A 23,467-nucleotide genomic window follows, 5' to 3' on the forward strand; every position below is an offset into this window, starting at 1 on the left:
TCGCCAATCAAAAAACTGTCAATCAAAATAGCTTTGAAATGAATTCGAGATAGTGATAGCGTTCACGTCAGTCGCGGTCTGGAGGAGATTTGCGGCGGGCCGGTTCCTCACGTCAGGGCTGGCCAAGGGAGGTGAATTTGGCTGTGCATGACCCTGTCGTGATCGATGGGGCCGCCCGTGCTTTCAAGGGCAGCCCTCGCGACCAATTCCAGCTGGCGACGCGCCTGATACGCTTCTGCTTTTTGGCGGGAGGCGGCGATGATGCTCACTGAATCCCAGCAGCAGATCAGAGATATGGCCCGCGACTTCGCGCGGGAAAGGCTTGCCCCTGGCGCCGCGTCGCGTGACCGGGAAAGCCGTTTCCCCAAGGAAGAATTGAAAGCGATGGGCGAGCTCGGCTTCCTCGGCATGCTGGTGTCCGAAGAGTATGGCGGGGCGGAAACCGGTGCTGTCGCTTATGCGCTGGCGCTGGAAGAAATCGCTGCGGGGGACGGTGCCTGTTCCACCATCATGAGCGTCCATAATTCGGTCGGCTGCGTGCCGATCCTAAAATTCGGGACCGAGGACCAGAAGCAGCGTTTTCTGCCGAAGCTTGCCTCCGGCGAATGGATCGGTGGCTTTGCGCTGACCGAACCACAGGCTGGCTCCGATGCCTCAAATCTCAAGACCAGGGCGCGTCGCGATGGCGATCGCTATATTCTTGATGGCGCAAAGCAGTTCATCACCTCGGGTAAGAATGGCGATGTCGTCATTGTTTTTGCCGTTACAGATGCAGCGGCAGGCAAGAAGGGTATCAGCGCCTTCATAGTGCCCACCGATACGCCGGGCTATGAGGTTATCCGGGTCGAAGAAAAGCTCGGCCTTCACTCGTCCGATACCTGCCAGATCGCTTTCAACGGCATGGCCATTCCTGCCGATTTACGGCTCGGTGAGGAAGGTCAGGGTTACCGCATTGCGCTCGCCAATCTGGAAGGCGGCCGCATCGGCATCGCGGCGCAGGCGGTGGGCATGGCTCAGGCGGCATTTGAGGCGGCGCGGGATTATGCCCGCGAGCGCAAGGCCTTCGGGCAGGCGATCATCGAACATCAGGCGGTAGCGTTTCGTCTCGCGGATATGGCGACACGCATTCAGGCGGCGCGGCAGCTGGTGCTGCATGCGGCGGCGCTGAAGGAAGCGGGTGAACCCTGCCTTTCCGAGGCTTCGATGGCCAAGCTCTTCGCGTCGGAAATGGCCGAACGCGTTTGTTCGGACGCCATCCAGATCCACGGCGGGTACGGCTACATGGCGGATTATCCGGTGGAGCGGATCTATCGCGATGTGCGCATCTGCCAGATTTACGAGGGGACAAGCGATGTCCAGCGGATGGTGATCGCGAGGAACCTTTGAGGATTGTTTCGCGGTCTGGAGGAGACCGCGACGGGAGGAGTAGAATGGATATATCAGAAACGCCACGTCTCAGCCTGCATGTTCCCGAACCTGCGGTGCGGCCCGGCGGGGAGCCGGATTTCTCCAATGTAAAAATACCCAAGGCCGGCTCCGTGCCGCGCCCGGATGTGGATGCAGCGCCGGAAAGCATGCGTGATCTCGCATATTCGATCATTCGCGTCCTTAATCATCAGGGTGAGGCCGTCGGACCTTGGGCCGGGCTGCTTTCGGATGACGACCTGCTGACGGGTCTGAAGAACATGATGAGGCTTCGGGCTTTCGATGCGCGTATGCTGATGGCGCAGCGGCAGGGCAAGACCTCTTTTTATATGCAGCATCTCGGGGAGGAGGCAGTGAGTTGCGCCTTCCGCAAGGCGCTTTCCAAGGGCGACATGAACTTCCCGACCTATCGGCAGGCAGGTCTGCTGATCGCCGACGACTATCCACTCGTCACCATGATGAACCAGATCTATTCCAACGAACTCGATCCGCTGCACGGGCGGCAACTGCCGGTCCTCTACTCTTCCAAAGAACACGGTTTCTTCACCGTATCCGGCAATCTCGCCACGCAATATGTCCAGGCGGTGGGCTGGGCGATGGCGTCGGCCATCAAGGGTGATACAAAGATTGCGGCCGCCTGGATTGGCGATGGCTCGACGGCGGAGTCGGACTTTCATTCGGCGATGGTTTTTGCATCGACCTACAAGGCGCCGGTCGTTCTCAACATCGTCAACAACCAATGGGCCATTTCCACCTTTCAGGGCATTGCACGCGGGGGCTCCGGGACCTTCGCGGCACGCGGGCTGGGTTTCGGTATTCCTGCACTGCGGGTCGACGGTAATGATTATCTGGCCGTTTATGCCGTCGCCCGTTGGGCCGTGGAGCGGGCGCGCCGCAATCTCGGCCCGACGCTCATCGAATACGTCACCTATCGTGTCGGCGCGCATTCCACCTCTGACGATCCGAGCGCCTACCGCCCGAAGACCGAGTCCGAAGCATGGCCTCTGGGCGACCCTGTCCTGAGGTTGAAGAAACACCTCATCCTGCGTGGCGTCTGGTCGGAAGAGCGGCACCGGCAGGCGGAAGCGGAGATCGCCGATGAGGTGCTGGAAGCCCAGCGCGAGGCGGAAAGCCACGGCACGCTGCACGAGGGCAAAAAACCGCCGAAGAAGGATATTTTCGAAGGTGTTTACGCCGAGATGCCGGCGCATCTCGTCCGCCAGCGCCAGAAGGCAGGATGGTAAGACATGGCAAGAATGACGATGATTGAAGCCGTCCGCAGCGCCATGGATGTATCCATGGAACGCAGCGACGATGTCGTGGTTTTTGGTGAGGATGTGGGTTATTTCGGCGGCGTTTTCCGCGCCACGCAGGGGCTGCAGCAGAAATACGGTAAAACCCGCTGTTTCGATGCGCCGATCAGCGAATCCGGCATTGTCGGCACCGCCATCGGCATGGCCGCTTATGGATTGCGGCCCTGTGTCGAAATCCAGTTCGCCGATTACATGTATCCCGCCTATGACCAGATCACCCAGGAGGCAGCGCGTATCCGTTACCGCTCAAACGGGGACTTTACCTGCCCGATCGTTCTTCGCATGCCGACCGGCGGCGGCATTTTCGGAGGCCAGACGCATAGCCAGAGCCCGGAGGCGCTTTTCACCCATGTCTGCGGGCTGAAAGTGGTGGTTCCTTCCAATCCTTACGACGCCAAGGGGCTACTGATAGCGTCCATCGAAGATCCCGACCCCGTAATGTTTCTGGAGCCGAAGCGGCTTTATAACGGCCCGTTTGACGGTCACCATGACCGACCCGTAACGCCATGGTCCAAACACGAGAAGGGGGAGGTGCCGGAAGGGCACTACACCATTCCCATCGGCAAGGCCGAAATCCGCCGCCCCGGAAACGATGTCACGGTCATCGCTTATGGCACCATGGTGCATGTGGCGCTGGCAGCGGCGGAAGAGACGGGGGTGGACGCCGAGATCATTGATCTGCGCAGCCTGCTGCCGCTCGACCTCGATACCGTCGTGAAGTCGGTTTCCAAGACCGGCCGCTGCGTCATGGTGCATGAGGCGACGTTGACCTCCGGCTTCGGGGCAGAAGTCGTCTCCCTGGTGCAGGAACATTGTTTTTATCACCTTGAGGCTCCCGTCGTGCGCGTCGCAGGTTGGGATACGCCTTATCCCCATGCGCAGGAGTGGGACTATTTTCCGGGGCCAGCCCGCGTCGGGCGGGCTCTTGTCGAAGTCATGGAGGCCTGATCATGGCAGAATTTATTCTAACCATGCCCGATGTCGGTGAAGGTGTGGCGGAAGCCGAACTCGTGGAATGGAACGTCAAACCGGGCGATCTTGTCCACGAGGACATGGTGCTGGCCGCGGTGATGACCGACAAGGCGACGGTGGAAATCCCTTCGCCGGTGGCGGGCGTCGTCACCTGGCTCGCGGTAACGGTGGGAAATACGGTGCCGGTGAAAGCACCGCTCCTGCGCATCGAAACCGATGTCGCTGCCGTCGCTGCCAATGGTAGCGCGCCGGAAGGGGAGGCGCCGACCCGCATGACGGAAGAGGAAGCGCCCGCCGACATGACGGACACGCCGCCACCCGTTGAGACCCAGCCGGTGCCACGCGAAGCCGGGGAAGCCAACACGGCGCCTGCGGTCGAACTGCACCATAAGCCGTTGGCATCTCCGGCCGTTCGCCAGCGTGCTGACGATCTCGATATCGATCTTGTACAGGTCAAGGGAACGGGTCCCGACGGGCATATTACCCATGCCGATCTCGACGCGTTCTTAACCGTGCGGGGGCGGCCGGAGCGCACTGAACCGATGGCACCCCACGATAGCGCTGTCGAAGAGGTGAAGCTGACCGGGCTCAGGCGCAAGATTGCCGAGAAGATGGTGCTTTCCGCCTCCCGCATTCCCCACATCACCTATGTCGAAGAAGTCGACGTGACCGATCTGGAAGATCTGCGCGCTACGATGAACGGCAAACGCCGCTCCGGGCAGCCGAAACTGACGGTCCTGCCATTTTTGATGCGCGCGCTTGTCAAAGCCGTTGCCGATCATCCTGGTATGAATGCGATTTTCGACGATGAAAAAGGTGTCGTCAGCCACTACGAGGCGGTTCATATCGGCATTGCCACGCAGACACCGTCAGGCCTCACCGTTCCGGTTGTGCGCCACGCGGAAGCGCTCGGCCTTTGGGAGTGCGCAGACGAGGTCGCACGCGTTGCCGAAGCCGCTCGCACCGGGACGGCGCATCGGGAAGAACTGATGGGCTCCACCATCACCATCAGCTCGCTTGGGGCGTTGGGTGGTGTCGTTTCGACGCCCATCATCAATTACCCCGAAGTGGCGATAATCGGCGTCAACAAGATCATGACGCGGCCGGTCTGGGACGGAATTCGCTTTGTGCCGCGCAGGATGATGAACCTGTCTTCGAGCTTCGATCATCGTGTCGTGGACGGCTGGGATGCGGCAGTCTTCATACAGGCCGTCAAGGCGCTTCTGGAAAAGCCGGCGCTTATTTTCATCGATTGAAGGCGATCCGTGCTCCCTCCTCCCTCCTCCCTGTGCTCGTAAAAGGGACCCAGCCAGCCCAAGTCTTTGGGCTGAAAGGACTCGTCCCGTCGCGCAGACGCGCGCCGGCTGGATTCCTGTGACGAGCACAGGGATGAGGGCGTATGCGTGTCATGACCGCATTTCTTAGCCCGCGTTTTCATCCTTCACGGAACTGTTTCGCTATCGGTATAGGCTTGCGTTCGTCATCTTCGGGTATAGAAGAGAAGAACGAGAAGCATGTTTTCTCATCACGATCACAGTCGCGGACGAGGGCGCTCCGGTGCCCGGCGGTCCGCTCTCCGCCGGCAACAGAACGAAAAAGGTCCTCCCATGCAAACTCCCAAGCCCGTTGTCCTGACTATTCTCGATGGCTGGGGGCTGAGTGAGGATACATCCAGCAACGCGCCTGTTCTGGCGAACACGCCCACCATGGACCGGCTTTTCGCCACCTGCCCGAATGCGAGGCTCACCACGTTTGGTCCTAAGGTGGGGCTGCCTACCGGACAAATGGGCAATTCCGAAGTCGGTCATACCAATATCGGTGCGGGCCGCATCGTCGCCATGGATCTCGGCCAGATCGATCTTGCAATCGAGGATGGCAGCTTTTTCCGCAATGCGGCGATGCTTGATTTCGCCGCCAAGGTGAAGGCCGCAGGCGGTGTGGCGCATCTGATGTGCGTCGTTTCCGATGGTGGCGTTCATGGCCATATCCTCCACGGCCAGGCGGCGGTGAAGCTGATGGTCAGCCACGGCCTGAAGGTCGTGGTGCATGCCATCACCGATGGTCGTGACGTCGCGCCGCAATCCGCTGAAGATTTTGTGGCTGCGCTTGTGGCAAGCCTGCCGGAAGGCGCCAGCATCGGCACCGTGATCGGCCGTTATTATGCGATGGACCGCGACAACCGCTGGGAGCGTGTCGAAAAGGCCTATGACGCGATGGTCCTGGCCAAAGGCGAGCACGCCCGGGATGCGGTGAGCGCCGTTGCACAGAGCTACGCGAATAAAGTCACGGACGAGTTCATCCTGCCGACCGTGATCGACGGTTACGAAGGCTTCAAGGCCGGCGATGGCCTGTTCTGCCTGAACTTCCGTGCTGACCGCGCGCGTGAAATCCTGCTTGCCATCGGTGCCGATGATTTCGACGGTTTTGCGCGCGAAAAGCCAGTGCTCTCGGCGCTGCTTGGCATGGTGGAATATTCTACCCGGCACAATGATTTCATGGCCACGGCTTACCCGAAGCGCGATATCGTCAACACGCTTGGCGCCTGGGTGGCGAAGCAGGGACTTACGCAGTTCCGCCTCGCCGAAACGGAAAAATATCCGCATGTGACGTTCTTCCTGAACGGCGGCAAGGAAGAGCCGGAAGTCGGTGAAGATCGCTTCATGCCGAAATCCCCGAAGGTCGCGACCTACGACCTGCAGCCGGAAATGAGCGCGCCCGAGGTAACGGAAAAATTTGTCGAGGCGATCGGCAAGGGTTACGATCTCATCGTCACCAATTACGCCAACCCTGATATGGTCGGCCATACCGGTGATCTGCAGGCCGCAATCAAGGCCTGTGAAGCCGTGGATCGTGGCCTCGGTGCGGTGGTTGCCGCACTCGAAAAAGTGGGAGGCGCAATGCTTGTGATTGCCGACCACGGCAATTGCGAAACCATGGTCGACGCGGTGACCGGCGGCCCGCATACGGCGCACACCACAAATCCGGTTCCGGTGATCCTTTTCGGTGGCCCTGAAGGTGCGAAGCTGCATGACGGTATTCTCGCCGATGTCGCGCCCACCCTGCTGCAGCTGATGAATGTGCCCTTGCCGCCGGAAATGACGGGCAAGAGCCTGATCGACCTTTAATCATACGTCGTCGCGCGGCAGCATTTCACCCCCGCGCGACCGTCTGTTTCAGGTTCCGAACGAGCGTTTTAAGCTATGACTGCTTCGCGTAGAGGCGGTCGTGCGCCAGCATGCCGGCAATCATGGCGCAGACGAAAAGAACGACTGGCATCAGCCCAAGGCCGACAGCGGAGAGTGCCGGGCCTAGGCAGAAGCCGGCAAGCCCCCAACCGATGCCGAAAATCGCCGAGCCGGTTATCAGCGGCCCGTCGATGCGGGTCTTTGCTGGAAGGCGGAAATCGTCGGCGAGAACGGGCTTGGCGAGACGTCTGCTGAGCAGCACGCCCGGCGCCGCGACCATAACGGCACCGCCAAGAACGAACATCAGGCTCGGGTCCCAATGGCCGCTTGCGATGTCGAGAAAGCCGGAAACACGCGCCGGATCGACCATGCCCGACAGCGAAAGGCCGAATCCGAACAACGCTCCTGCAAGCAATGCAAGTGCAATACGCGCTACGGCCGGATTTTTCATGACAGGGCTCCCGCTATCGTCGCAGTAAAGATGCCGGTGATCAGGAAGGTGGCGGTTGCGGCGATCGAGCGCCGGGAAAACCGCGCCAGCCCCATGATGCCATGGCCGGAGGTGCAGCCGGAGCCCATGCGTGTGCCAAAACCCACCAGCAGACCGGCAATCAGGATGAGGGGCCAAGGGGCAGCGACGGTGATTGCGGGCAGCCGGCCGAATGCTGCGGCATGGATATAAGGTCCCGCCAGCAAGCCGGCGATGAAAGCGAGATCGGCAAGACGCCGCTCCCTGCCAAGAGTTCTGCCGATGATCCCGCTGATACCGGCAATGCGGCCGTTAAAGACAAACAGGAGAACGCAGGCGAGGCCGAGCAACATGCCGCCGAAAAGAGAAGACCAGTAGGGGCTCACGCGGTCTCCTCCTCCGGCGCGCAGAATATGGTGTAAAGCGCCTCGATAAGCTGCGCCGCTTTCGCTTCGCTCAGCTGGTAGAAAATTTGCTTGGCGTCACGCCGGGTTTCAACCACACCGGCTTCCCGCAGGACGCCCAGCTGCTGGGAGAGTGTAGGCTGGCGAATATCCAGCCTGGCTTCCAGCTCTCCCACGGAGAATTCTCCCTGCGCCAGCGTGCAGGCCAGCATCAGCCGCGCAGGGTGGGCAAGGGTCTTCAAAAGCAGCGCGACTTCCACGGCCCGTTCCTCCATGGCGGGAAGGGGAATGTCAGGAGTATGAAGGGGCTTTCCGGGCGTCTTTCCCTTTACCACGTGCTGCCCTCCAGCACATCAAGAGGGAATTTCAGGTAACGCCTGCCATTTGCCTCCGGCTCCGGCAGGCGTCCGCCGCGAATATTGACCTGCAGGGCATGGAGGATGAGCTTTGGCATCGGCAAGGTCCGATCCCGCGTTTCCCTGAGGTGGATGAAGCTTTCCTCCGTCATGCCGACCAGATGTGGATTGCTGCGTTTCTGTTCGCCCACCGTACTTTCCCATTTCGGCGCGCGGCCGCCGGGCTGATAATCATGGCCGGTGAACAGCCGTGTTTCGTCCGGAAGGGCGAGAATGTCCTGAATGGACGCCCAGAGTTCTCTGGCGCTGCCACCGGGAAAATCAGCCCGCGCTGTGCCTGAATCCGGCATGAAAAGCGTATCGTGCACGAAGGCGGCATCTCCCGCCACATAGGTTACGGAGGCGAGCGTATGGCCGGGCGAAAACAGCACGCGCGCTTCAAGCGAACCGATATTGAACCTGTCGCCCGCCTCGAACAGCCTGTCCCACTGCGAACCATCGGTTTCAAGGTCCGGCCAATTGTATTTTTCCTGCCAGAGCCGCTGTACGCCGGTGATCTTCGCGCCGATGGCTGTCTGCGCACCGGTCTTCTGCTTCAGGTAATGGGCGGCGGAGAAATGGTCGGCATGCGGATGGGTATCGAGAATCCATTCCACCGACAGGCCTTCGCTTTCCACATGGTTCAGAATGGCGTCGGCATTCATCGTTCCGGTTGCGCCGGATTTCTCATCGAAATCATAGACCGGATCGATAATGGCGCAGCGTTTGGTCACTGGATCGGAAACGACATATTGCACGCTCCAGGTGCGCGGATCAAAGAATGCCTTGATGTGCGGAACCGCTGCCGCGCGTCGCTCCAGCCAGCGGGTGGCGCCGGAAAGATCAAAGCCATGCGCCTTGCCAAACGCCTCGATGTCGCCGCGTTCCATGCGTCCGTCGAGCGCTTCCCCGAGCACATGAAGCGTGAGCGCACGGGTGCCACCCTTGCAATGGGCAAAAACGGGGCCTGCCGCTTCCGCCATTTTCTGTTGAAAGGCGCGGATATCGGCCTCAGTGATGGCAGGGCCGCTGACCGGGATGAAGCCATAGTCCATGCCTGCCGCCCCGGCGGCGCCTCTTTCCTGCTCATTGCCCGGTTGGCTCGGCTCTTCGCCATCCGGCCGGGCATTGATGACGCTTTTATAACCCTGCGCGGAGAGCGATTGGAAATCGGCGGTCGTCGGCTGCCCCGCAACGGTCAAGCGCTCGTTGATCTTAACGACTTTCATCGACATCTCCTGTGGCAACAACTCAATATATATTATTGTATAATGTATATTGATCGATGGCAAGAGTGCGAGGTACCTTCTCAGCTATCTGCGGCTTGTGGTGTGTTAGCGGAACATCCCCTGCGCCCGGGTGGCAGGGCGCAAGGCATGTTTGCGGCATCAATTAGGATTCACACTGGCCTCAGACGGCAAGCCTGCTGCGCGTCGCCTTCCAGCCGAGACAGATCGCTCCTACAAGCAGGACCGTCTGGGCGATCAGGAAGGGTGGTTCGTTGCCGTTCGGCGCCAGCTTGTTGAGCGTTTCGACCTTGAGAAAGGCCTGCACAATCAGGACGAACATGTTGAGATAGAGGCTCATCGTGGCGGTGATCGTATAAATGATGCGCGCCCTGCCATTCAGACCGTATCCGTAAAGCGCGACAAGTGCGATTGCCAGAACGAGGGTCGATATGACGCCGACACCGAGTGCCGGTGTGAAATTTCCGATTGGGAACAGGAAGCCGGTGAGCGTGGTGGCAAGCGTGGTGACGAGGAATAGCGCCATCATGCGGGGCATCCATCGCCCTGCCGCATAAGCGGGCAGGGCGATCAGTCCGGTAGCAATGCCGATGAAGCTCAAGCCCACATGCAGTGCAGTGAATTGGGGAATGGTGAGTCCAAGGATCATGATACGTATCCCTCTATTCGGGTTTGGCTGCACGATACCGGCTGGCGGCAAGTGCATGGGAGAGATTGGGCCGCAGGGCTGCACGCGCGGCAAGGAAATTTTCAAGATCGGCAGTGTCCGGCAGGGAGGGAATGGTCAGCGCTTCGCCAAGGTCGAGACCGGCAAGGGCAGCATCCACCATGTCATGCACATCCATGACCATCGCGGCCGGAATGGTATCGAGCCGTTCTTCCTCCCAGATGGCCGTGCGGGTGATACCTGGAAGAACGGCCTGAACCCGCACGCCAGAGGGTGAAAGCTGTGCCTGCAGCGCCTCGGTAAAAGCGAGCACGAAAGCCTTGGTGGCCGGGTAGACGGCGGTGAATGCTGCCGGCATCAGTGCTGTAACTGATGTGATGTTGATGATCGTACCCTTTCCGTCGGCGGCAAGGCGCGGCGCGATGGCCGCCGCAAGCCGCGTGACGGCGAGAATGTTGAGGTTGATCATCGTCGTCACATAGGCTGGGTCCAGCGCCGTGATCGCGCCTTCACCAGCGATACCGGCATTGTTGACGAGGCCGGTAATCCGCCGGTCCTCACGCAGCCGCGCCTCGACCTTTTCAAGATCTTCCGCCCTGGAAAGATCGGCGGAGAGAACCTCGACGGCGATGTGATGATCCTTTTCCAGCTGCGCGGCCAATGCCTTCAGCTTCTCGGCGCGTCGCGCCACCAGGATGAGATCGTGGCCGCGTTTTGCCAGACGTTCGGCATAAACCGCGCCGATGCCGTCGGATGCGCCGGTGATGAGAAATGTATTCTGTGTCATGTCCGTGTCTCCTGTATCCGGTGGTTTCAGCCGTTGATGAAGGCGAGCACGTCGGCGTTGAACCGGTCCTGATGGGTCTGTGTCAGGCCATGATCGGCTCCCTGATAGATTTTGAGCACCGCATGTTTGACGATCTTGACCGTGGAAAGCGCGGAAGCGCCGACCGGCACGATCTGGTCGTCATCGCCGTGCAGAACCAGCGTCGGCTTGTCGAAAGCTTTCAGGTCCTGATGGAAATCGCTTTCCGAAAAGGCGCGGATACTGTCGAGCTGACCTTTCAGGCCGCCCATCATGCCCTGCCGCCAGAACTCATCACGGATACCTTCGGATATGACGGCGCCTTCGCGGTTGTAGCCGTAGAAGGGAATGGTCAGATCCTTGAAGAACTGGCTGCGATTATCATAGGTGCCCTTACGGATGCCGTCGAAAACATCGATTGGCAGACCGATGGCGTTGCTTTCCGTCTTCAGCATCAGCGGCGGCACCGCGCCGATGAGAGCGATCTTGGCAACGCGGGCGGTGCCGTGGCGGCCGATATAACGTGTCACCTCGCCGCCACCGGTGGAATGGCCAACCAGAATGATGTCGTGAAGATCGAGTTGTTCGATCAACTCGGCCAGATCGTCGGCATATTGATCCATGGTGTTGTCATGCCAAACCTGATCGGAGCGGCCGTGGCTGCGGCGGTCATGGGCGATGGTGCGGAAACCGTTATTGGCGAAGAACACCATCTGCGCGTCCCAGGCGTCGGCGCTGAGCGGCCAGCCGTGGGAGAAGATGATGGGCTGGCCGTCTTTCGGGCCCCAGTCCTTGTAGAAGATGTGCGTTCCGTCTCTGGTGGTGATCGTTGTCATGGCTCTCTCTCCTGTTGCAGGGAGCTTGCTTGCGTCCCGTGGGAATAGAGATACTCTTGACGCAGCCGGGGATGGATTGGCGCTTCTGACAGAAAGCGAGCCGAAACTGACAAAACGGGGGTTGGGCATGGCGGGTGTAACGGGAAGCGCGCTGGAAGTGGGGCTGGTCCTCTATCGGGACTGCCAGATCGCCATGGTGCATGGCATCACCGATCTTTTCGCCATCGCGTCGGTATTTTCACAGGATCGCGGCGGGCCAAAATTGCGGGTCAGCCATTGGAGCATGGGCGAAGGCGGTGAATTTTCCCGCTCCTATGACACGGAACCCGGCGGGCCGGGGCATCCCGATATCTTCGTTGTGCCCGGCCGGTTGACCGGGCCGGCTGAAATCGAGGAAGCCGAGCCTTACGCCCGCTGGCTGCTTAACCGGCACGCCCAGGGCGCGACGCTGGCTGCCAGTTGCGGCGGGTCGTTCATGCTCGCGGCCACCGGGCTTCTGGCTGGCCGCCCGGCGACGACCCACTGGTTGTTTGCGGAACGTTTTCGGGACCGATTTCCCGATGTCCGGCTGGAGATAGACAAGATCGTCATCGAGGACGGCGATATCATCACGGCCGGCGGGTTGATGGCGTGGACCGATCTTGGTCTGCGCATCGTCGACCGGCTGCTCGGCCCTTCCGTGATGATCGAGACCGGCAAGTTTCTGTTGATCGACCCGTCAGGACGGGAACAGCGTCATTATAGTAGTTTCGCCCCAAGGCTGACGCATGGCGATGAGCCGATCCTGAAGGTGCAGCACTGGTTGCAGGCCCGTGCCGGGCGGGCGACAAGCGTTACCGACATGGCCGGCCATGCCGGGCTGGAGGAGCGAACCTTCTTGCGCCGCTTCAAGGTGGCGACCGGCATGAAGCCCATCGAATATGTCCAGCACCTGCGGGTCGGCAAGGCGCGTGAATTGCTGGAATTCACCCGCCGTTCGGTCGATCAGATCGCTTGGTCGGTGGGTTATGAGGACGCTGCCGCCTTTCGTCGGGTGTTTCACCGCATTCTCGGCCTCTCACCGGGAGAGTATAGAAGCCGCTTTTCCAGCGGTTCGGCCATGGTTGCTGCCTGAGGTTGATCCGATGGGGTGGTGGTACCCGGCACTTGCAATGTGGCCGGTGTTTGCTAACATGCCAGACAAGTTTAAAACAGGTGGGCCGGAATGGACGTCGAGAGCAGCACCAAGCAAGTATCGCTTGCGGCGAAAATCAGTTCGGCCTTGCGACGGGACCTGGCGGAGGGGGTGTTCCGCCCGGGTGACCGGCTTCCGAGCGAAAGCGAATTGACGCGGGAATATTCCGTCAGCCGGACGGTTGTGCGCGAGGCCATCGCCATTCTTCGTGCCGATGGCCTCGTTGAAGCACGCAAGGGCGCAGGGGTCTTTGCTGTCGAAGCCAAGCCGGCAAAGGAACTGCCTTTTAACGATCTCGCCGTGGGTCGCATTTCCTCGGTCATCGAACTCCTGGAACTGCGGACCGTGTTCGAAGTGGAATCCGCCGGGCTGGCGGCCTCGCGCCGTTCCGCCGTGCAGGTGGAATCGATCGTGGATGCGCATCGGCGTGTCGGTGACTGTCTCGCCGCCGGGCTACCAACGCGGGACGCCGATTTCGAATTCCATCTCGCCATCGCGCAGGCCACGCAGAACAGGCGGTTTCCGGAGTTTCTTCAACTCATTCGGTCCGGTATCATTCCCCGCGGCGAATTACAGGGTGCCGCGCCGGGGTCGCGCCCCAAGGATTACAACCTCCACCTTCAAGAGGAGCACGGCAAGATCGTCGATGCCATTATCGAGGGAGACGCCGATGCCGCGCGCCAATATATGGCCTCGCATCTGCGCGGCAGTCTCGAGCGTTACAAGGTGCTCCTGCGGTCCCGCACCGTGGCTGAGTAAGGCGGAAATAGCTGATATGGCAATGAATTATGCGTTGGCCCGTCGGTAAAACGCCAGGGAAGCAGCAAGCGTCAACAGCGCGCCGCCGCAGATGCGGTCGAGCCATAATGCTCCGGACTTGCGCAATATCCTGACCGCCTGCGCGCCGAACAGGGCGTATGCGAACATCACGATGAAATCGATGCCGGCGAAGATTAGCGCAAGTACGGTATATTGCTGAGTCTGCGGCGCTGCGACATCGATGAATTGCGGCAGGAAGGCCGAAAAAAACAGGTATCCCTTAGGATTGGTCACGGCGACGAGAAAGCTCTTCAGGAAGATCGAGCGCGCCGATGCGGCCCTGTTTGCCTCTGCAGAGCCGAGAGCGCCGTCAAGCGTCCCTCTTGAACGCAGAAGCATGGTGCCAAGGTAAACAAGGTAGCAGACCCCCGCCCACTTGACGACACCGAACCAGAACTCCGAGGCGGCCATAAGAGCCCCCAGTCCCAGTGCAACCGCGCCGATCAGGACGAAATCCGAAAGGACGGCACCAGCCATGCCGATCATCGCGCGACGCACGCCGAATTTCGAGCCATTGGCAAGCGCCAGCAAGACGGTGGGGCCGGGTGTTGCAATGCCGATAAAGGCGACCATGGCAAAGGCCAGGAGCGTCACGTCGATCATATTTTCCTCCCCCGAGGCAGCAGACACGAGCGGTCAAATCGCCACGAATTTCCATGTCAGCCTTCTGTGGGCAGGGAGAATACAGCGTTTTGCGGTTGTGGCAATGTGGGCTTCTTTAGGGAAAGAAGAACGCCGCAACCGCCGCCTGGGCAACGCTGTGCCTGTATACCCCCGCGCTTGCCGATATCGATTTTGGCGTCGGATGCTTGACAGCCTGCAACACCTGTGACAACTTTACCGTAGTTGTCAGACAGGATGCGCTCCTTGCACGTTCGGTGACTGGCAAGGGAGGAATCATGTCAAAAAGACGCCTTTCGCTTTATGGCTTGTCCGGCCAGATCGGAAGTATTGCGGTCACGCTGCTTGGATTGCTGCTGCTGACCTTTTTCATTGGCCGCCTGATGCCCGCCGATCCAGTGCGGGCCATTGTCGGTGAGGATGCGACCCGTGAAACCTATGAACAGGTCTATCACGCGCTCGGCTTTGACCGCCCGCTGTGGCAGCAGTTCGTCTATTATCTCGGAGATGTCTTCACCGGCAATTTCGGAACGTCGATCCGCACGGGCCGCCCCGTCATCGAGGACATCATAAGCGTGATGCCGGCGACGATCGAGCTTGCGACCTTCGCCATCCTGATCGGTGCCGGACTCGGCATCCCCATGGGCGTTTACGCCGCCGTGAAGAAAGACCGCTGGCAGGATCATCTTGTGCGCGTTCTCAGCCTGTTCGGCCATTCCATGCCGATCTTCTGGACCGGCATGATCGCGCTGATCGTTTTTTACGCCCATCTCGGCCTCGTTGGCGGCGGTGGCCGCATGGACCAGTTCTATATCGGTCTGGTGGAGGAGCGGACGGGCTTTCTGCTGATCGACAGCCTGCTTGCGGGTGACATGGAGGTCTTCCGGTCGGCCATCAACCACCTCATCCTGCCAGCTGCCCTGCTGGGCTATTCCTCCTCTGCCTATATCACCCGCATGACGCGCAGCTTCATGCTGGATCAGCTGGGGCAGGAATATGTGACGACCGCGCGTGTCAAAGGCCTGTCGCAGCGGCAGACGGTGTGGCTGCATGCTTTTGGCAATATTCGCGTGCAGCTGGTCACCATCATCGCGCTGGCTTACGGTTCGCTGCTGGAAGGAGCGGTCCTCATTGAGACCGTCTTCGCCTGGCCGGGTTTCGGGCAATATCTCACCAGCAATCTTATCATCGGCGACATGAATGCCGTGATGACCTGTGTACTGATCGTCGGCGTCATCTTTATCGGGCTCAATCTCCTGTCCGACATTCTCTACCGCTTTTTCGATCCGAGGACCCGCTGATGACGGCCCGTGCTGAAACTTCCTTCCGTCTTCCGGTGCCGCTGAACGCGCTGAAGAACATTATCGTCTTCCTGCTCAAGAGCCCGACATCGGCTTTCGGCCTGCTGATCTTGCTGCTGCTCGTCATCTCGGCGATTTTTGCGCCCTGGCTCGCGACGCATGATCCTTACGCACAGAATCTCGCCAACACGCTGCAGCCCCCGGGCAACGGCCATGTCTTCGGGACGGATGAGCTGGGGCGCGATATCTATAGCCGTCTTCTCTGGGGCGCTCGCATCACGCTCACCATCATCACGCTGGTATCGATCATCGTCGGTCCCGTCGGCCTTCTGGTCGGTACGGCATCCGGTTATCTCGGCGGCAAGTTCGATACGGTGATGATGCGCATCACGGATATCTTCCTGTCTTTCCCTAGCCTCATCCTGTCGCTCGCCTTCGTCGCAGCACTGGGTCCGAGCCTTAATAATGCGATCATTGCAATTGCGCTCACCTCATGGCCGCCGATTGCGCGTCTTGCCCGCGCTGAAGCCATGACCTTTCGCAAGGCGGATTACATTGCCGCTGCAAGGCTTCAGGGCGCGTCGCCGCTGCGCATCATCGTCAAGTCGATCATGCCCATGTGTCTCCCCTCGGTTCTCATCAGACTGACGCTGAACATGGCGACCGTCATTCTGACCGCCGCAGGTCTGGGCTTTCTTGGCCTCGGCGCGCAGCCGCCGCTGCCGGAATGGGGAGCGATGATCGCCACCGGCCGACGTTACATGCTGGATAGCTGGTGGCTGGTGACCTTTCCCGGCATTGCGATCCTGTCTGTCAGTCTCGCTTTCAACCTCCTCGGTGATGGGCTGCGGGATGCGCTCGATCCGAAGCAGATGAACCGGAGATAGAAACATGGAAAAACCAATCCTTGATGTTGAAAATCTCCGTATCCGTTATGGTGGCTCACCCACCGAGGCGGTGCGCGGCATCTCCTTCACGCTCGGTCGGGAGCGGCTCGGCATTGTCGGTGAAAGCGGTTCGGGAAAATCCACAGTCGGACGCGCTCTGTTGCGCCTCCTGCCTTCGGCAACGATCACCGCTGAGAGGCTGGCTTTCGACGGGCTCGATCTTCTCTCCCTCGATGAGAAGGAGATGCTGAAGGTTCGCGGCCGGCGCATGTCGATGATCCTTCAGGATCCGAAATTCTCCCTCAACCCCATCCGTCGGGTCGGCGATCAGGTGACGGAGACCTATCTGCGCCACTTCAGGGCATCAAAAGCCGAGGCACGGGAAAAGGCGCTGGCGATGCTGGATGCGGTGAAGATCCGCGATGCCTCACGTGTCTACGAGCAATATCCGCACGAAATCTCCGGTGGCATGGGTCAGCGCGTGATGATCGCCATGATGCTGCTTGCCGATCCCGATCTCGTCATCGCTGACGAACCAACTTCGGCGCTTGATGTGACGGTGCGGTTGCAGGTGCTGAACATTCTCGACGGTCTGGTGCGCGATCGCGGCATCGGCCTTATCATGATCAGCCACGATCTCAACCTTGTGCGCAATTTCTGCGACCGGGTGCTGATCATGTATTCAGGCCGCGTGGTGGAAACGCTGGCCGCCCGCGATCTCGATCAGGCGCAGCATCCCTATACGCGCGGCCTTCTGGCGGCACAGCCGCGTATCGGCGGTGCGCGCGCACCGCTTGCGGTGCTGGACCGCCGCCCTGAATGGCTGGAGGAGAATGCATAATGGCCGTTTCTGTCGAAACCCGCGATCTTTCCATCACTTTCGGCAGCGGCAACACCGCAATGAAAGTGCTGCCTTCGGTGTCGTTCCGTGTCGAGCCCGGCGAATGTTTCGGGCTGGTCGGTGAAAGCGGTTCGGGCAAGTCCACCGTGTTGCGCTGCGTCTCAATGCTCAACGATTTCTGGACAGGCGATATCCTCATCGACGGCAGATCGGTGCGAGACGTGCCGCTGATCGAGCGCTGCCGCATGCTGCAGATGGTGTTTCAGGACCCTTATGGCTCTCTGCATCCCCGCCAATCGGTGCGCACCGTGCTTGGTGAATCGCTTGCGATCCACAAGCTCGGCGACCGCGAGGAGCGCATGCGCAAGGTCATCACTGATGTCGGCCTGCCGGTGTCTTTCCTCGACCGTTTCCCGCACCAACTCTCCGGCGGCCAACGGCAGCGCGTGGCGATTGCGAGGGCGCTGATCCTGGAACCGTCGCTGCTGCTGCTCGATGAGCCGACCTCGGCGCTCGATGTCTCGGTCCAGGCGGAAATCCTCAACCTCTTGCAGAGGCTGCGGGAAGAGCGCGGTTTCACCTACATCATGGTGACCCATGATCTCGCCGTGGTCGATCACATGTGCGATCGCTTCGCCGTGATGCTGCGTGGCGAAATAACCGAAATCCTGCCGCGCGAGGCCATTGCTGGCAACGATGCAACGCATCCTTATGCGCGCGAACTGATCGGCGCCTCACTGGAATATGAAGGCGCGTGACGGCTCCAATAACGTGACCGTCCTCCTCCGGGGCGCCACGGATAATAACAGCCTCCTTCCTTGCCCGGCCTCCCCGCCGGGCATTTTTTTTTAGGGAGGCAGGCCGAAGATAGAAAAGACCGGTGGTAATCGGGCCTTGGGCTGCTGACAAACGGAGCCTCTCCGCCGTCATGCCGAACTAGATCCGGCATCCAGCTACGGCGTGTCTGCGCCATAAGAGGAGTCTTGCGCGATCAAGGACTTGATCGGGCTGGACCCCGGATCTAGTCCGGGGTGACGGAGTGCGGATGCCTCACTTTTGGGGAATATTTCGGCTTTGTAAGGCCTCGTCGGCAGCAAAAAAAGCGCGGGGTTAGCCGCGCCTTTTCTTACTCGCAGATATGGCGGCCGATTATCGCTCCTTGCTCACCACTTCAAACCTCGAGAGCCAGGGACTGACGATCATGCCCTTGACGTCGCTGCGGAAGGCTGCGGTGTCGACCACTTCGGAGAAGGGCTGAATGGACATGACGATTTCATCCATATAACCCTGCAGGTCTTCATAAAGCTTCGTCTGTTTTGCCGCATCGCGCTCAACAAGCGCTTCCTCGATCATCTTGTTCAGCTTTTCGTCGAAGAAGCTGGTGCGCCAGCTCTGGTAATTGGTGAGCTTGGCGTCATCCGCATTATTGGGGTTGTAGGCAATCGAGCGCAGGTTGTTGTCCGGGTGCGGCTGCTGGCCGCCGCCACCGCGGCCGAGCAGCAATTCGAAGTTGCGCTCGCGCATCGCACCATAGATCTGGTCGCCGGAGCCGCTGATCAGCTCGGCCTGAATGCCTGCCTGGGCCAACGTGTTCTGGATCGCCGTTGCGGCTTTCATGAACGGGTCTTCCGAAAGCACGCGCAGCGTTGTCTTGAACCCATCAGGATAACCGGCCTCCGCCAGAAGCGCCTTGGCTTTTTCAATATCGAGCTTGTAGCCCTGATCCGGCAGCGCACCCATGACGCCGGTGCTGAGGGAGCGCTGATGCAGCTTGCCGTAATAGGGCATGACCGCCTTGTCGAGACCATCGTAATCAATCAGGTAACGCAAGGCCTCGCGCACCTTCTTGTTCGCGAATTTCTCGTCCTTCATCGAAACGCTGAGGTAATAGAAACCGGAGCCCGGTGTGGATTCGATGGTGACGGCCTTGTCGGCCTCAAGTGATTTCAGATCCGGAGCCTGCAGGGAATAGGCAACGTCGATATCGCCCTTTTCCAGCATGAGCCGCTGCGACTGCGATTCCGGCAGATGGCGCATCAGGATACGCTTCATCTTGGCCTTTTCACCCCAATAATCGTCGTTGCGGGTGAGGATGATATATTCGTTGGATTTCCACTGGGTCAGCTTGAAGGGGCCGGAGCCGGCGGAATTCAGCGTCAGCCATGCGCCGCCGAGATCGCCATCCTTCTCATTCTCAAGCGCGGTCTGGCTGTCGATGATCGAGCCGGGACCGTTCTGGGCAAGGATCATCAGGAGAAGGTTGGGATCGTCGGGCTTGGGGATATTCAGCACGAAGATCTGATCGTTTTCGGCAACGAAAAGCTTGTCGGCCTCTTCGAGCTTGAAACCGCGGGTTTTCAGAAAGGATGATTGCGCCAGGTTGCGGGCGAGCAGCCGTTTGAGGCTCCATGCCACATCCTTTGCCGTCACGGCATTGCCGGAAGCGAACTTGGCATCCGCACGCAAATGGAAACGGATCGACTTCCGGTCTTCGGCTATTTCCCAGCGTTCGGCAAGGCGCGGCTGGACGCTGCGGTCCTCAGGCGAAAGCACGATCAGGGTGTCATAGATATTGTTCAGAACCTGCACGGTCTCGCGGCCGGTGATGGCGGCGGGGTCGAGTGTGAGGATATTGCTCATGGTCGTGGCGACAATGAGCTGGTCCTTTGGCGTCTCGGCAAAAGTGCTGAGCGGCATGGCGCCGATCAGCAGGGCGCCAAGTGCTGCTGTTGCAAGAAAATGTTTCATCTTTCCTCCCAATACGGCCGCTTCATACGGCCTTCCACGTTTCGATCCACGTGCCCGGTTCCTCCTCGGGCGGCGTGTGATCAACCAAGAATATCTTTGACTGGCGTGGCCAGGGCCCGGCCGATCGCCGCTGTCGCCGGCGCGTCCAGATGCACGCCGTCCACCGGCGAAGCACTGGCGACCGAACCGGCGTCGAAGAAGTGATGTCCGAGTTCGGTAGCGAGTTTTTGGTAAAGCGGCGCAAGCCTGAGCGATTGCCCGACATCCCGCCCTCCCGCCGGTTCTCCACCCGGGCCTGCAACGCAGGGCGGTGGGGCAACGATCAGCAGTTTCGGTACCGCTTCTCGCGGCTTGTAGATGAAGGTCTCGACGATCTGCGCTAACCGGCGCATGCCGGAAACGGCGGCTTCCGCGCGTCCGCCATGCACCGGTTTGATGTCATTGGTGCCGAGCATGATTATGACGAGGTCAAGCGGCATATGGCACGAGAGCGCTATTTCCAGCGCCCGCGCGCCGTTGCGGCAGGCCGGACCGGCGTGGTCGTCGTAGCAGGTGGTTCGTCCGCCAAGACCTTCGGGGTAAACTTTCGCCATGCCGGCAAGCTCGGTTTCCAGAACCTCCGGCCAGCGATATGCGGCGGGGTGCCTGAGGCCCGTTGCCGGGTCCGCGCCCCAGGTGAGGCTGTCTCCAAAGGCGAGCACCGTTTTCATCGCCCGTTACCTCACCCGGTTGTTGTCGATGAAGGTAAAATCGATGTCCTCGCCAAGGCCCGGCCGGTCGGGAACGTGGACAAAGCCATCCCGGTCCATCGGATCGGACAGAGACTTCAGATAGTCGTGGCCGTCATCATATTCGAGGAAGGGATGTAGCAGGCCACGCTCATACCAGCGGCAATTCTTGGTGGAGGCAACCACATGCAGGTTCATGGCGGTATTTCCATGCACTTCGCACTCCATACCGAAGGCTTCGGCCAGATGCATCGTCTTCAGCGCCGGTGTGATGCCCCCGACATCGTTGACGCCGGTGCGCAGAATGTCGCAGGCGCCGGCCTTGATCCATTCGGCACGGTGCCAGTGTTTGCCGGCCGCACTTTCCGGGCCGACGACCGGAATATCGAGATTGTCGGAAAGCCACCTGTAGGAGGACAGCGACTGTTCATCCATCGGCTCCTCGATCCAGTCGAAACCGAGTTTTTCGAGGCCACGGCCCAGCGCCAGCGCATCGGTGCGGGAGTACCAGTGGAAAGCGTCAATCATCAGGCGGATATCGGGGCCGACCGCCTCGCGCACGGCCGCGCAGGCCTTGAGGTCCATCTTCACATCCGGCGCCCAGCTGACGGGCGGCATCCACGTGTGCAGCTTGATGCCCTTGTAGCCGCGCTTCACCAGTGTCTCGGCAAAGCGGCCGTAGTCGTCCGGTGTCGCCAGCCCGCCTTCCAGTTCGTCACCGCACATGATGGAGCCATAGGCGAGCACCTTGTCGCGATAACCGCCGATCAACTTGTATACAGGTTGATTGAGGGAGCGGCCGGCAAGGTCCCATAGCGCGCAGTCAACCACCGCCAGCGTGCGGTCAGTCAGTTGGGCGGCCGAACCGCGCTGCCAGTGGGCAAGGTCCTGCCACAGCCGTTCGCGGTCTCGATGGTCCTCACCGATCAGGACTTTCTTGACGAATTTTTCTATGACATGCGGGCGAACGATCTCTGGCGCGGTGAAAGAATGGCCCTCGTGGCCGTCCTCTGTCCGGATCGTCAGCATGGCCTGTTCCACCTGATGCGCCGGACCCGGATGCGCGTGGCCGGCACTGTCCGAGTGCCGACGGGTCGTCGTGCGGAAAACACGGACCTCGACGTCGGTAATGATCATAATTCCTCCCTCATGCAGGTGTCTCGGCGTTGTTGGTCGCCGCAATGTCATACATGTATGCAATATTTGTCAACATGTATGATAATCTGTATTACATGTTGGAGGGGGAAATCAAGGTCATTTGTGCTCGACGCTGCACAGGTCGGCGGTGAGGAACAGCCTCTAGCGGATTTGCCTCATTCCGGAAAAAAACCGAGGAAGCGGGAGGGCGGCCTGTGTGGAGGGATAGTCCACAATTTTAGTGTATTATTGAATCGCGCAATGATCTTTCAACAATGGCCGGGACTATAAACGAACATGCCGCGCCAGTTGCCGCCGTCATCATGCATGCTGTGTGAGCATGCGTCGCATCGGGCGGTCGTTCCCAACCAGGATGGCTGCATTTGCGTCGCTGAGTTTCAACTCGTTTCCGGATGCGCGCCCATGCCCCTTTCCCACATCTCCCATTTCGCCTTTCTTGTCCCGGGCAACTATCATGACGATGATCCGGGACAGGGGCTGGAAGAAACCCTGCAGCTTTTCGAAGCAGGAGAGGCGCTGGGTTATCATAGTGCCTGGGTCCGCCAGCGCCATCTGGAGCGGGGTGTTTCCTCTGCGGCGACTTTCCTCGCTGCGGCTTCGCAACGAACCAGACGGATCGGGTTAGGCACCGCCGTTATTCAACTCGGTTACGAGAACCCATTCAGGCTGGCGGAGGATCTGGCCACCGTGGATGTCCTGTCGCGCGGACGGCTGAATGTGGGGGTTTCGGTGGGCGCACCACCCTTCGCCCATCTTATTTCCGACTATGTCGATACGGTTGTAGACGCGGACTACAGCCACGCGCGCGCTGAGAAGCTGGCGAGGGCGCTGCGATCGGAGCCGCTGTCGAACGAGACGGAGGCGGGCAATGCGGCCGGTGCGCAGGTGCCGCGGCTTCGGCCAGTCGCCAAGGGGCTGACGGACCGGTTATGGTATGGCGGTGGATCGCAGAACTCTGCGCGTTGGGCTGGCAGGGCAGGGTTCAATCTTCTGACGGGCAATATTGTCAGCGGCGAGAATACCGATGATTTTCTGACCGCTCAGGCGGCTCTCGTTGCTCGCTTCCGGCAGGAATGGGCGCATGAGCGCGAACCGCGTGTCGCTCTTGGCCGCGTGATCCTGCCAACCGATAGCGCAAGCCCCGCCACGCGCCGCCGTTACCAGGAATTCGTTGCCGAGCGGGACAAGCGCACGACCTCGCCGCATGGGGCGCGCCGCACGCTTTTCCTGCCGGATATCGTCGGGACGACGCATGAGATTCTGGAAAGATTGTCGAGCGACCCCGTTTTGCCGTTTGTCTCGGAATTCCGCCTCGAACTTCCCTATGAATTCCAGCCGGAAGATTATCGCCAGATCGTGACGGATTTCGCCTCTGTCCTGCCGCAGCTTTCCGGCGAAAGGCCGGTTTTGAAAGTGGCGACGGGGCAATAACATCGCCACCTCCCGCCATTCGACTTTCAATGGAAGCCGGC

Annotated in this window: 23 protein-coding genes; 12 read left to right on the forward strand and 11 right to left on the reverse strand. The window is 60.1% G+C overall.

What is annotated here, in order from left to right; translation table 11 throughout:
• The first annotated feature begins 258 nt into the window (after window positions 1-258).
• The 5 genes from BLU28_RS10990 to gpmI all read left to right on the forward strand — a co-directional run bounded on the left by BLU28_RS10990 (window position 259) and on the right by gpmI (window position 6,835).
• Window positions 259-1,386 carry an acyl-CoA dehydrogenase family protein gene (locus tag BLU28_RS10990; protein ID WP_077985704.1) on the forward strand — a complete coding sequence of 376 codons (1,128 nt, stop codon included), beginning with the start codon at window positions 259-261 and terminating at the stop codon, window positions 1,384-1,386.
• A gap of 44 nt (window positions 1,387-1,430) precedes the next feature.
• Entirely contained in the window at window positions 1,431-2,669 is a 1,239-nt protein-coding gene (locus BLU28_RS10995; protein ID WP_077985703.1) for a 3-methyl-2-oxobutanoate dehydrogenase (2-methylpropanoyl-transferring) subunit alpha, read from the forward strand.
• Window positions 2,670-2,672: 3 nt separating this feature from the next.
• A complete protein-coding gene (locus tag BLU28_RS11000) occupies window positions 2,673-3,686 on the forward strand; it encodes an alpha-ketoacid dehydrogenase subunit beta (protein WP_077985702.1) in 1,014 nt (337 codons plus the stop codon).
• Window positions 3,687-3,688: 2 nt separating this feature from the next.
• Window positions 3,689-4,966, forward strand: a complete 1,278-nt coding sequence (locus tag BLU28_RS11005; RefSeq protein WP_077985701.1) for a dihydrolipoamide acetyltransferase family protein — start codon at window positions 3,689-3,691, stop codon at window positions 4,964-4,966.
• A gap of 351 nt (window positions 4,967-5,317) precedes the next feature.
• Window positions 5,318-6,835 (forward strand): 2,3-bisphosphoglycerate-independent phosphoglycerate mutase, encoded by a 1,518-nt coding sequence (gene gpmI, locus BLU28_RS11015; protein ID WP_077985700.1) that lies wholly within the window; start codon window positions 5,318-5,320, stop codon window positions 6,833-6,835.
• Between the two features lie 73 nt (window positions 6,836-6,908).
• Here gpmI and BLU28_RS11020 read toward each other — a convergent pair whose 3' ends face one another.
• From BLU28_RS11020 to BLU28_RS11050, 7 genes are all read right to left on the reverse strand, one after another.
• Window positions 6,909-7,346 carry a YeeE/YedE family protein gene (locus BLU28_RS11020; RefSeq protein ID WP_077985699.1) on the reverse strand — a complete coding sequence of 146 codons (438 nt, stop codon included), beginning with the start codon at window positions 7,344-7,346 and terminating at the stop codon, window positions 6,909-6,911.
• Complete coding sequence (locus BLU28_RS11025; RefSeq protein WP_175477687.1) at window positions 7,343-7,750, reverse strand: YeeE/YedE family protein; 408 nt, start codon at window positions 7,748-7,750, stop codon at window positions 7,343-7,345. Before BLU28_RS11025 ends, BLU28_RS11020 begins: the two co-directional genes overlap by 4 nt.
• Window positions 7,747-8,043 (reverse strand): sulfite-sensing transcriptional repressor BigR, encoded by a 297-nt coding sequence (bigR, locus tag BLU28_RS11030; protein WP_045531466.1) that lies wholly within the window; start codon window positions 8,041-8,043, stop codon window positions 7,747-7,749. The genes BLU28_RS11025 and bigR overlap by 4 nt, the downstream gene beginning before the upstream one ends.
• Before the next feature lie 53 nt (window positions 8,044-8,096).
• Window positions 8,097-9,392, reverse strand: coding sequence for a bifunctional sulfur transferase/dioxygenase Blh (gene blh / locus BLU28_RS11035; protein WP_077985698.1), 1,296 nt, complete (start codon window positions 9,390-9,392; stop codon window positions 8,097-8,099).
• A gap of 181 nt (window positions 9,393-9,573) precedes the next feature.
• The gene (locus BLU28_RS11040; protein WP_077985697.1) at window positions 9,574-10,059 is read right to left on the reverse strand and encodes a hypothetical protein; all 486 of its coding nucleotides are present in this window, start codon (window positions 10,057-10,059) and stop codon (window positions 9,574-9,576) included.
• Window positions 10,060-10,072: 13 nt separating this feature from the next.
• Entirely contained in the window at window positions 10,073-10,864 is a 792-nt protein-coding gene (locus tag BLU28_RS11045) for an SDR family NAD(P)-dependent oxidoreductase (RefSeq protein WP_077985696.1), read from the reverse strand.
• Between the two features lie 26 nt (window positions 10,865-10,890).
• Window positions 10,891-11,718, reverse strand: coding sequence for an alpha/beta fold hydrolase (locus BLU28_RS11050; protein WP_077985695.1), 828 nt, complete (start codon window positions 11,716-11,718; stop codon window positions 10,891-10,893).
• A 127-nt stretch (window positions 11,719-11,845) separates the two neighbouring features.
• On the opposite strand from BLU28_RS11050, the gene BLU28_RS11055 reads away from it, so the two are divergent.
• Both BLU28_RS11055 and BLU28_RS11060 read left to right on the forward strand, forming a co-directional pair.
• Complete coding sequence (locus BLU28_RS11055) at window positions 11,846-12,832, forward strand: GlxA family transcriptional regulator (RefSeq protein WP_004445517.1); 987 nt, start codon at window positions 11,846-11,848, stop codon at window positions 12,830-12,832.
• Window positions 12,833-12,922: 90 nt separating this feature from the next.
• Window positions 12,923-13,651: a FadR/GntR family transcriptional regulator gene (locus BLU28_RS11060; protein ID WP_004445516.1), complete on the forward strand. Its 729-nt coding sequence runs from the start codon at window positions 12,923-12,925 to the stop codon at window positions 13,649-13,651.
• Between the two features lie 27 nt (window positions 13,652-13,678).
• Here BLU28_RS11060 and BLU28_RS11065 read toward each other — a convergent pair whose 3' ends face one another.
• The gene (locus BLU28_RS11065) at window positions 13,679-14,314 is read right to left on the reverse strand and encodes a LysE family translocator (protein ID WP_077985694.1); all 636 of its coding nucleotides are present in this window, start codon (window positions 14,312-14,314) and stop codon (window positions 13,679-13,681) included.
• A 296-nt stretch (window positions 14,315-14,610) separates the two neighbouring features.
• Here BLU28_RS11065 and BLU28_RS11070 point away from each other — a divergent pair, with 296 nt between their 5' ends.
• Genes BLU28_RS11070 through BLU28_RS11085 form a run of 4 tightly spaced genes read left to right on the forward strand, consistent with a single transcriptional unit; the run spans window position 14,611 to window position 18,119 of the window.
• On the forward strand, window positions 14,611-15,633 hold the full coding sequence (locus tag BLU28_RS11070; protein ID WP_004445514.1) for an ABC transporter permease: 1,023 nt from the start codon (window positions 14,611-14,613) through the stop codon (window positions 15,631-15,633).
• Window positions 15,633-16,520 carry an ABC transporter permease gene (locus BLU28_RS11075; protein ID WP_004445513.1) on the forward strand — a complete coding sequence of 296 codons (888 nt, stop codon included), beginning with the start codon at window positions 15,633-15,635 and terminating at the stop codon, window positions 16,518-16,520. The genes BLU28_RS11070 and BLU28_RS11075 overlap by 1 nt, the downstream gene beginning before the upstream one ends.
• 4 nt (window positions 16,521-16,524) lie before the next feature.
• On the forward strand, window positions 16,525-17,361 hold the full coding sequence (locus BLU28_RS11080; protein WP_077985693.1) for an ABC transporter ATP-binding protein: 837 nt from the start codon (window positions 16,525-16,527) through the stop codon (window positions 17,359-17,361).
• Window positions 17,361-18,119 carry an ABC transporter ATP-binding protein gene (locus BLU28_RS11085; RefSeq protein WP_077985692.1) on the forward strand — a complete coding sequence of 253 codons (759 nt, stop codon included), beginning with the start codon at window positions 17,361-17,363 and terminating at the stop codon, window positions 18,117-18,119. Before BLU28_RS11080 ends, BLU28_RS11085 begins: the two co-directional genes overlap by 1 nt.
• Window positions 18,120-18,510: 391 nt before the next feature.
• Here the strand turns inward: BLU28_RS11085 and BLU28_RS11090 are convergent, their stop codons facing one another.
• The 3 genes from BLU28_RS11090 to BLU28_RS11100 all read right to left on the reverse strand — a co-directional run bounded on the left by BLU28_RS11090 (window position 18,511) and on the right by BLU28_RS11100 (window position 21,974).
• Window positions 18,511-20,109, reverse strand: coding sequence for an ABC transporter substrate-binding protein (locus BLU28_RS11090; protein ID WP_077985691.1), 1,599 nt, complete (start codon window positions 20,107-20,109; stop codon window positions 18,511-18,513).
• A gap of 80 nt (window positions 20,110-20,189) precedes the next feature.
• Window positions 20,190-20,819 (reverse strand): SGNH/GDSL hydrolase family protein, encoded by a 630-nt coding sequence (locus tag BLU28_RS11095; protein WP_004445505.1) that lies wholly within the window; start codon window positions 20,817-20,819, stop codon window positions 20,190-20,192.
• A 6-nt stretch (window positions 20,820-20,825) separates the two neighbouring features.
• Window positions 20,826-21,974 carry a mandelate racemase family protein gene (locus BLU28_RS11100; protein WP_077985690.1) on the reverse strand — a complete coding sequence of 383 codons (1,149 nt, stop codon included), beginning with the start codon at window positions 21,972-21,974 and terminating at the stop codon, window positions 20,826-20,828.
• 423 nt (window positions 21,975-22,397) lie between these two features.
• Between BLU28_RS11100 and BLU28_RS11105 the strand changes: the two genes are divergently transcribed.
• Window positions 22,398-23,426 (forward strand): LLM class flavin-dependent oxidoreductase, encoded by a 1,029-nt coding sequence (locus BLU28_RS11105; protein ID WP_077985689.1) that lies wholly within the window; start codon window positions 22,398-22,400, stop codon window positions 23,424-23,426.
• Window positions 23,427-23,467: the final 41 nt, after the last annotated feature.

The sequence above is a fragment of the Agrobacterium pusense genome (genome assembly GCF_900102105.1).
Lineage (GTDB): Bacteria > Pseudomonadota > Alphaproteobacteria > Rhizobiales > Rhizobiaceae > Agrobacterium > Agrobacterium pusense.

Excerpts from the sequence above, each read along its gene's own strand:
- BLU28_RS11005 (WP_077985701.1), top strand. The coding sequence starts at position 3,689 with ATGGCAGAATTTATTCTAACCATGCCCGATGTCGGTGAAGGTGTGGCG.
- BLU28_RS11090 (WP_077985691.1), bottom strand. The coding sequence starts at position 20,109 with ATGAAACATTTTCTTGCAACAGCAGCACTTGGCGCCCTGCTGATCGGC.
- BLU28_RS11050 (WP_077985695.1), bottom strand. The coding sequence starts at position 11,718 with ATGACAACGATCACCACCAGAGACGGAACGCACATCTTCTACAAGGAC.
- BLU28_RS11000 (WP_077985702.1), top strand. The coding sequence starts at position 2,673 with ATGGCAAGAATGACGATGATTGAAGCCGTCCGCAGCGCCATGGATGTA.
- BLU28_RS11040 (WP_077985697.1), bottom strand. The coding sequence starts at position 10,059 with ATGATCCTTGGACTCACCATTCCCCAATTCACTGCACTGCATGTGGGC.
- BLU28_RS11095 (WP_004445505.1), bottom strand. The coding sequence starts at position 20,819 with ATGAAAACGGTGCTCGCCTTTGGAGACAGCCTCACCTGGGGCGCGGAC.
- BLU28_RS11020 (WP_077985699.1), bottom strand. The coding sequence starts at position 7,346 with ATGAAAAATCCGGCCGTAGCGCGTATTGCACTTGCATTGCTTGCAGGA.
- BLU28_RS11045 (WP_077985696.1), bottom strand. The coding sequence starts at position 10,864 with ATGACACAGAATACATTTCTCATCACCGGCGCATCCGACGGCATCGGC.
- BLU28_RS11070 (WP_004445514.1), top strand. The coding sequence starts at position 14,611 with ATGTCAAAAAGACGCCTTTCGCTTTATGGCTTGTCCGGCCAGATCGGA.
- BLU28_RS11065 (WP_077985694.1), bottom strand. The coding sequence starts at position 14,314 with ATGATCGACGTGACGCTCCTGGCCTTTGCCATGGTCGCCTTTATCGGC.
- BLU28_RS11085 (WP_077985692.1), top strand. The coding sequence starts at position 17,361 with ATGGCCGTTTCTGTCGAAACCCGCGATCTTTCCATCACTTTCGGCAGC.
- BLU28_RS11055 (WP_004445517.1), top strand. The coding sequence starts at position 11,846 with ATGGCGGGTGTAACGGGAAGCGCGCTGGAAGTGGGGCTGGTCCTCTAT.
- BLU28_RS11075 (WP_004445513.1), top strand. The coding sequence starts at position 15,633 with ATGACGGCCCGTGCTGAAACTTCCTTCCGTCTTCCGGTGCCGCTGAAC.
- BLU28_RS11060 (WP_004445516.1), top strand. The coding sequence starts at position 12,923 with ATGGACGTCGAGAGCAGCACCAAGCAAGTATCGCTTGCGGCGAAAATC.
- BLU28_RS11105 (WP_077985689.1), top strand. The coding sequence starts at position 22,398 with ATGCCCCTTTCCCACATCTCCCATTTCGCCTTTCTTGTCCCGGGCAAC.
- BLU28_RS11100 (WP_077985690.1), bottom strand. The coding sequence starts at position 21,974 with ATGATCATTACCGACGTCGAGGTCCGTGTTTTCCGCACGACGACCCGT.
- BLU28_RS10995 (WP_077985703.1), top strand. The coding sequence starts at position 1,431 with ATGGATATATCAGAAACGCCACGTCTCAGCCTGCATGTTCCCGAACCT.
- gpmI (WP_077985700.1), top strand. The coding sequence starts at position 5,318 with ATGCAAACTCCCAAGCCCGTTGTCCTGACTATTCTCGATGGCTGGGGG.
- BLU28_RS11080 (WP_077985693.1), top strand. The coding sequence starts at position 16,525 with ATGGAAAAACCAATCCTTGATGTTGAAAATCTCCGTATCCGTTATGGT.
- blh (WP_077985698.1), bottom strand. The coding sequence starts at position 9,392 with ATGAAAGTCGTTAAGATCAACGAGCGCTTGACCGTTGCGGGGCAGCCG.
- BLU28_RS10990 (WP_077985704.1), top strand. The coding sequence starts at position 259 with ATGATGCTCACTGAATCCCAGCAGCAGATCAGAGATATGGCCCGCGAC.
- bigR (WP_045531466.1), bottom strand. The coding sequence starts at position 8,043 with ATGGAGGAACGGGCCGTGGAAGTCGCGCTGCTTTTGAAGACCCTTGCC.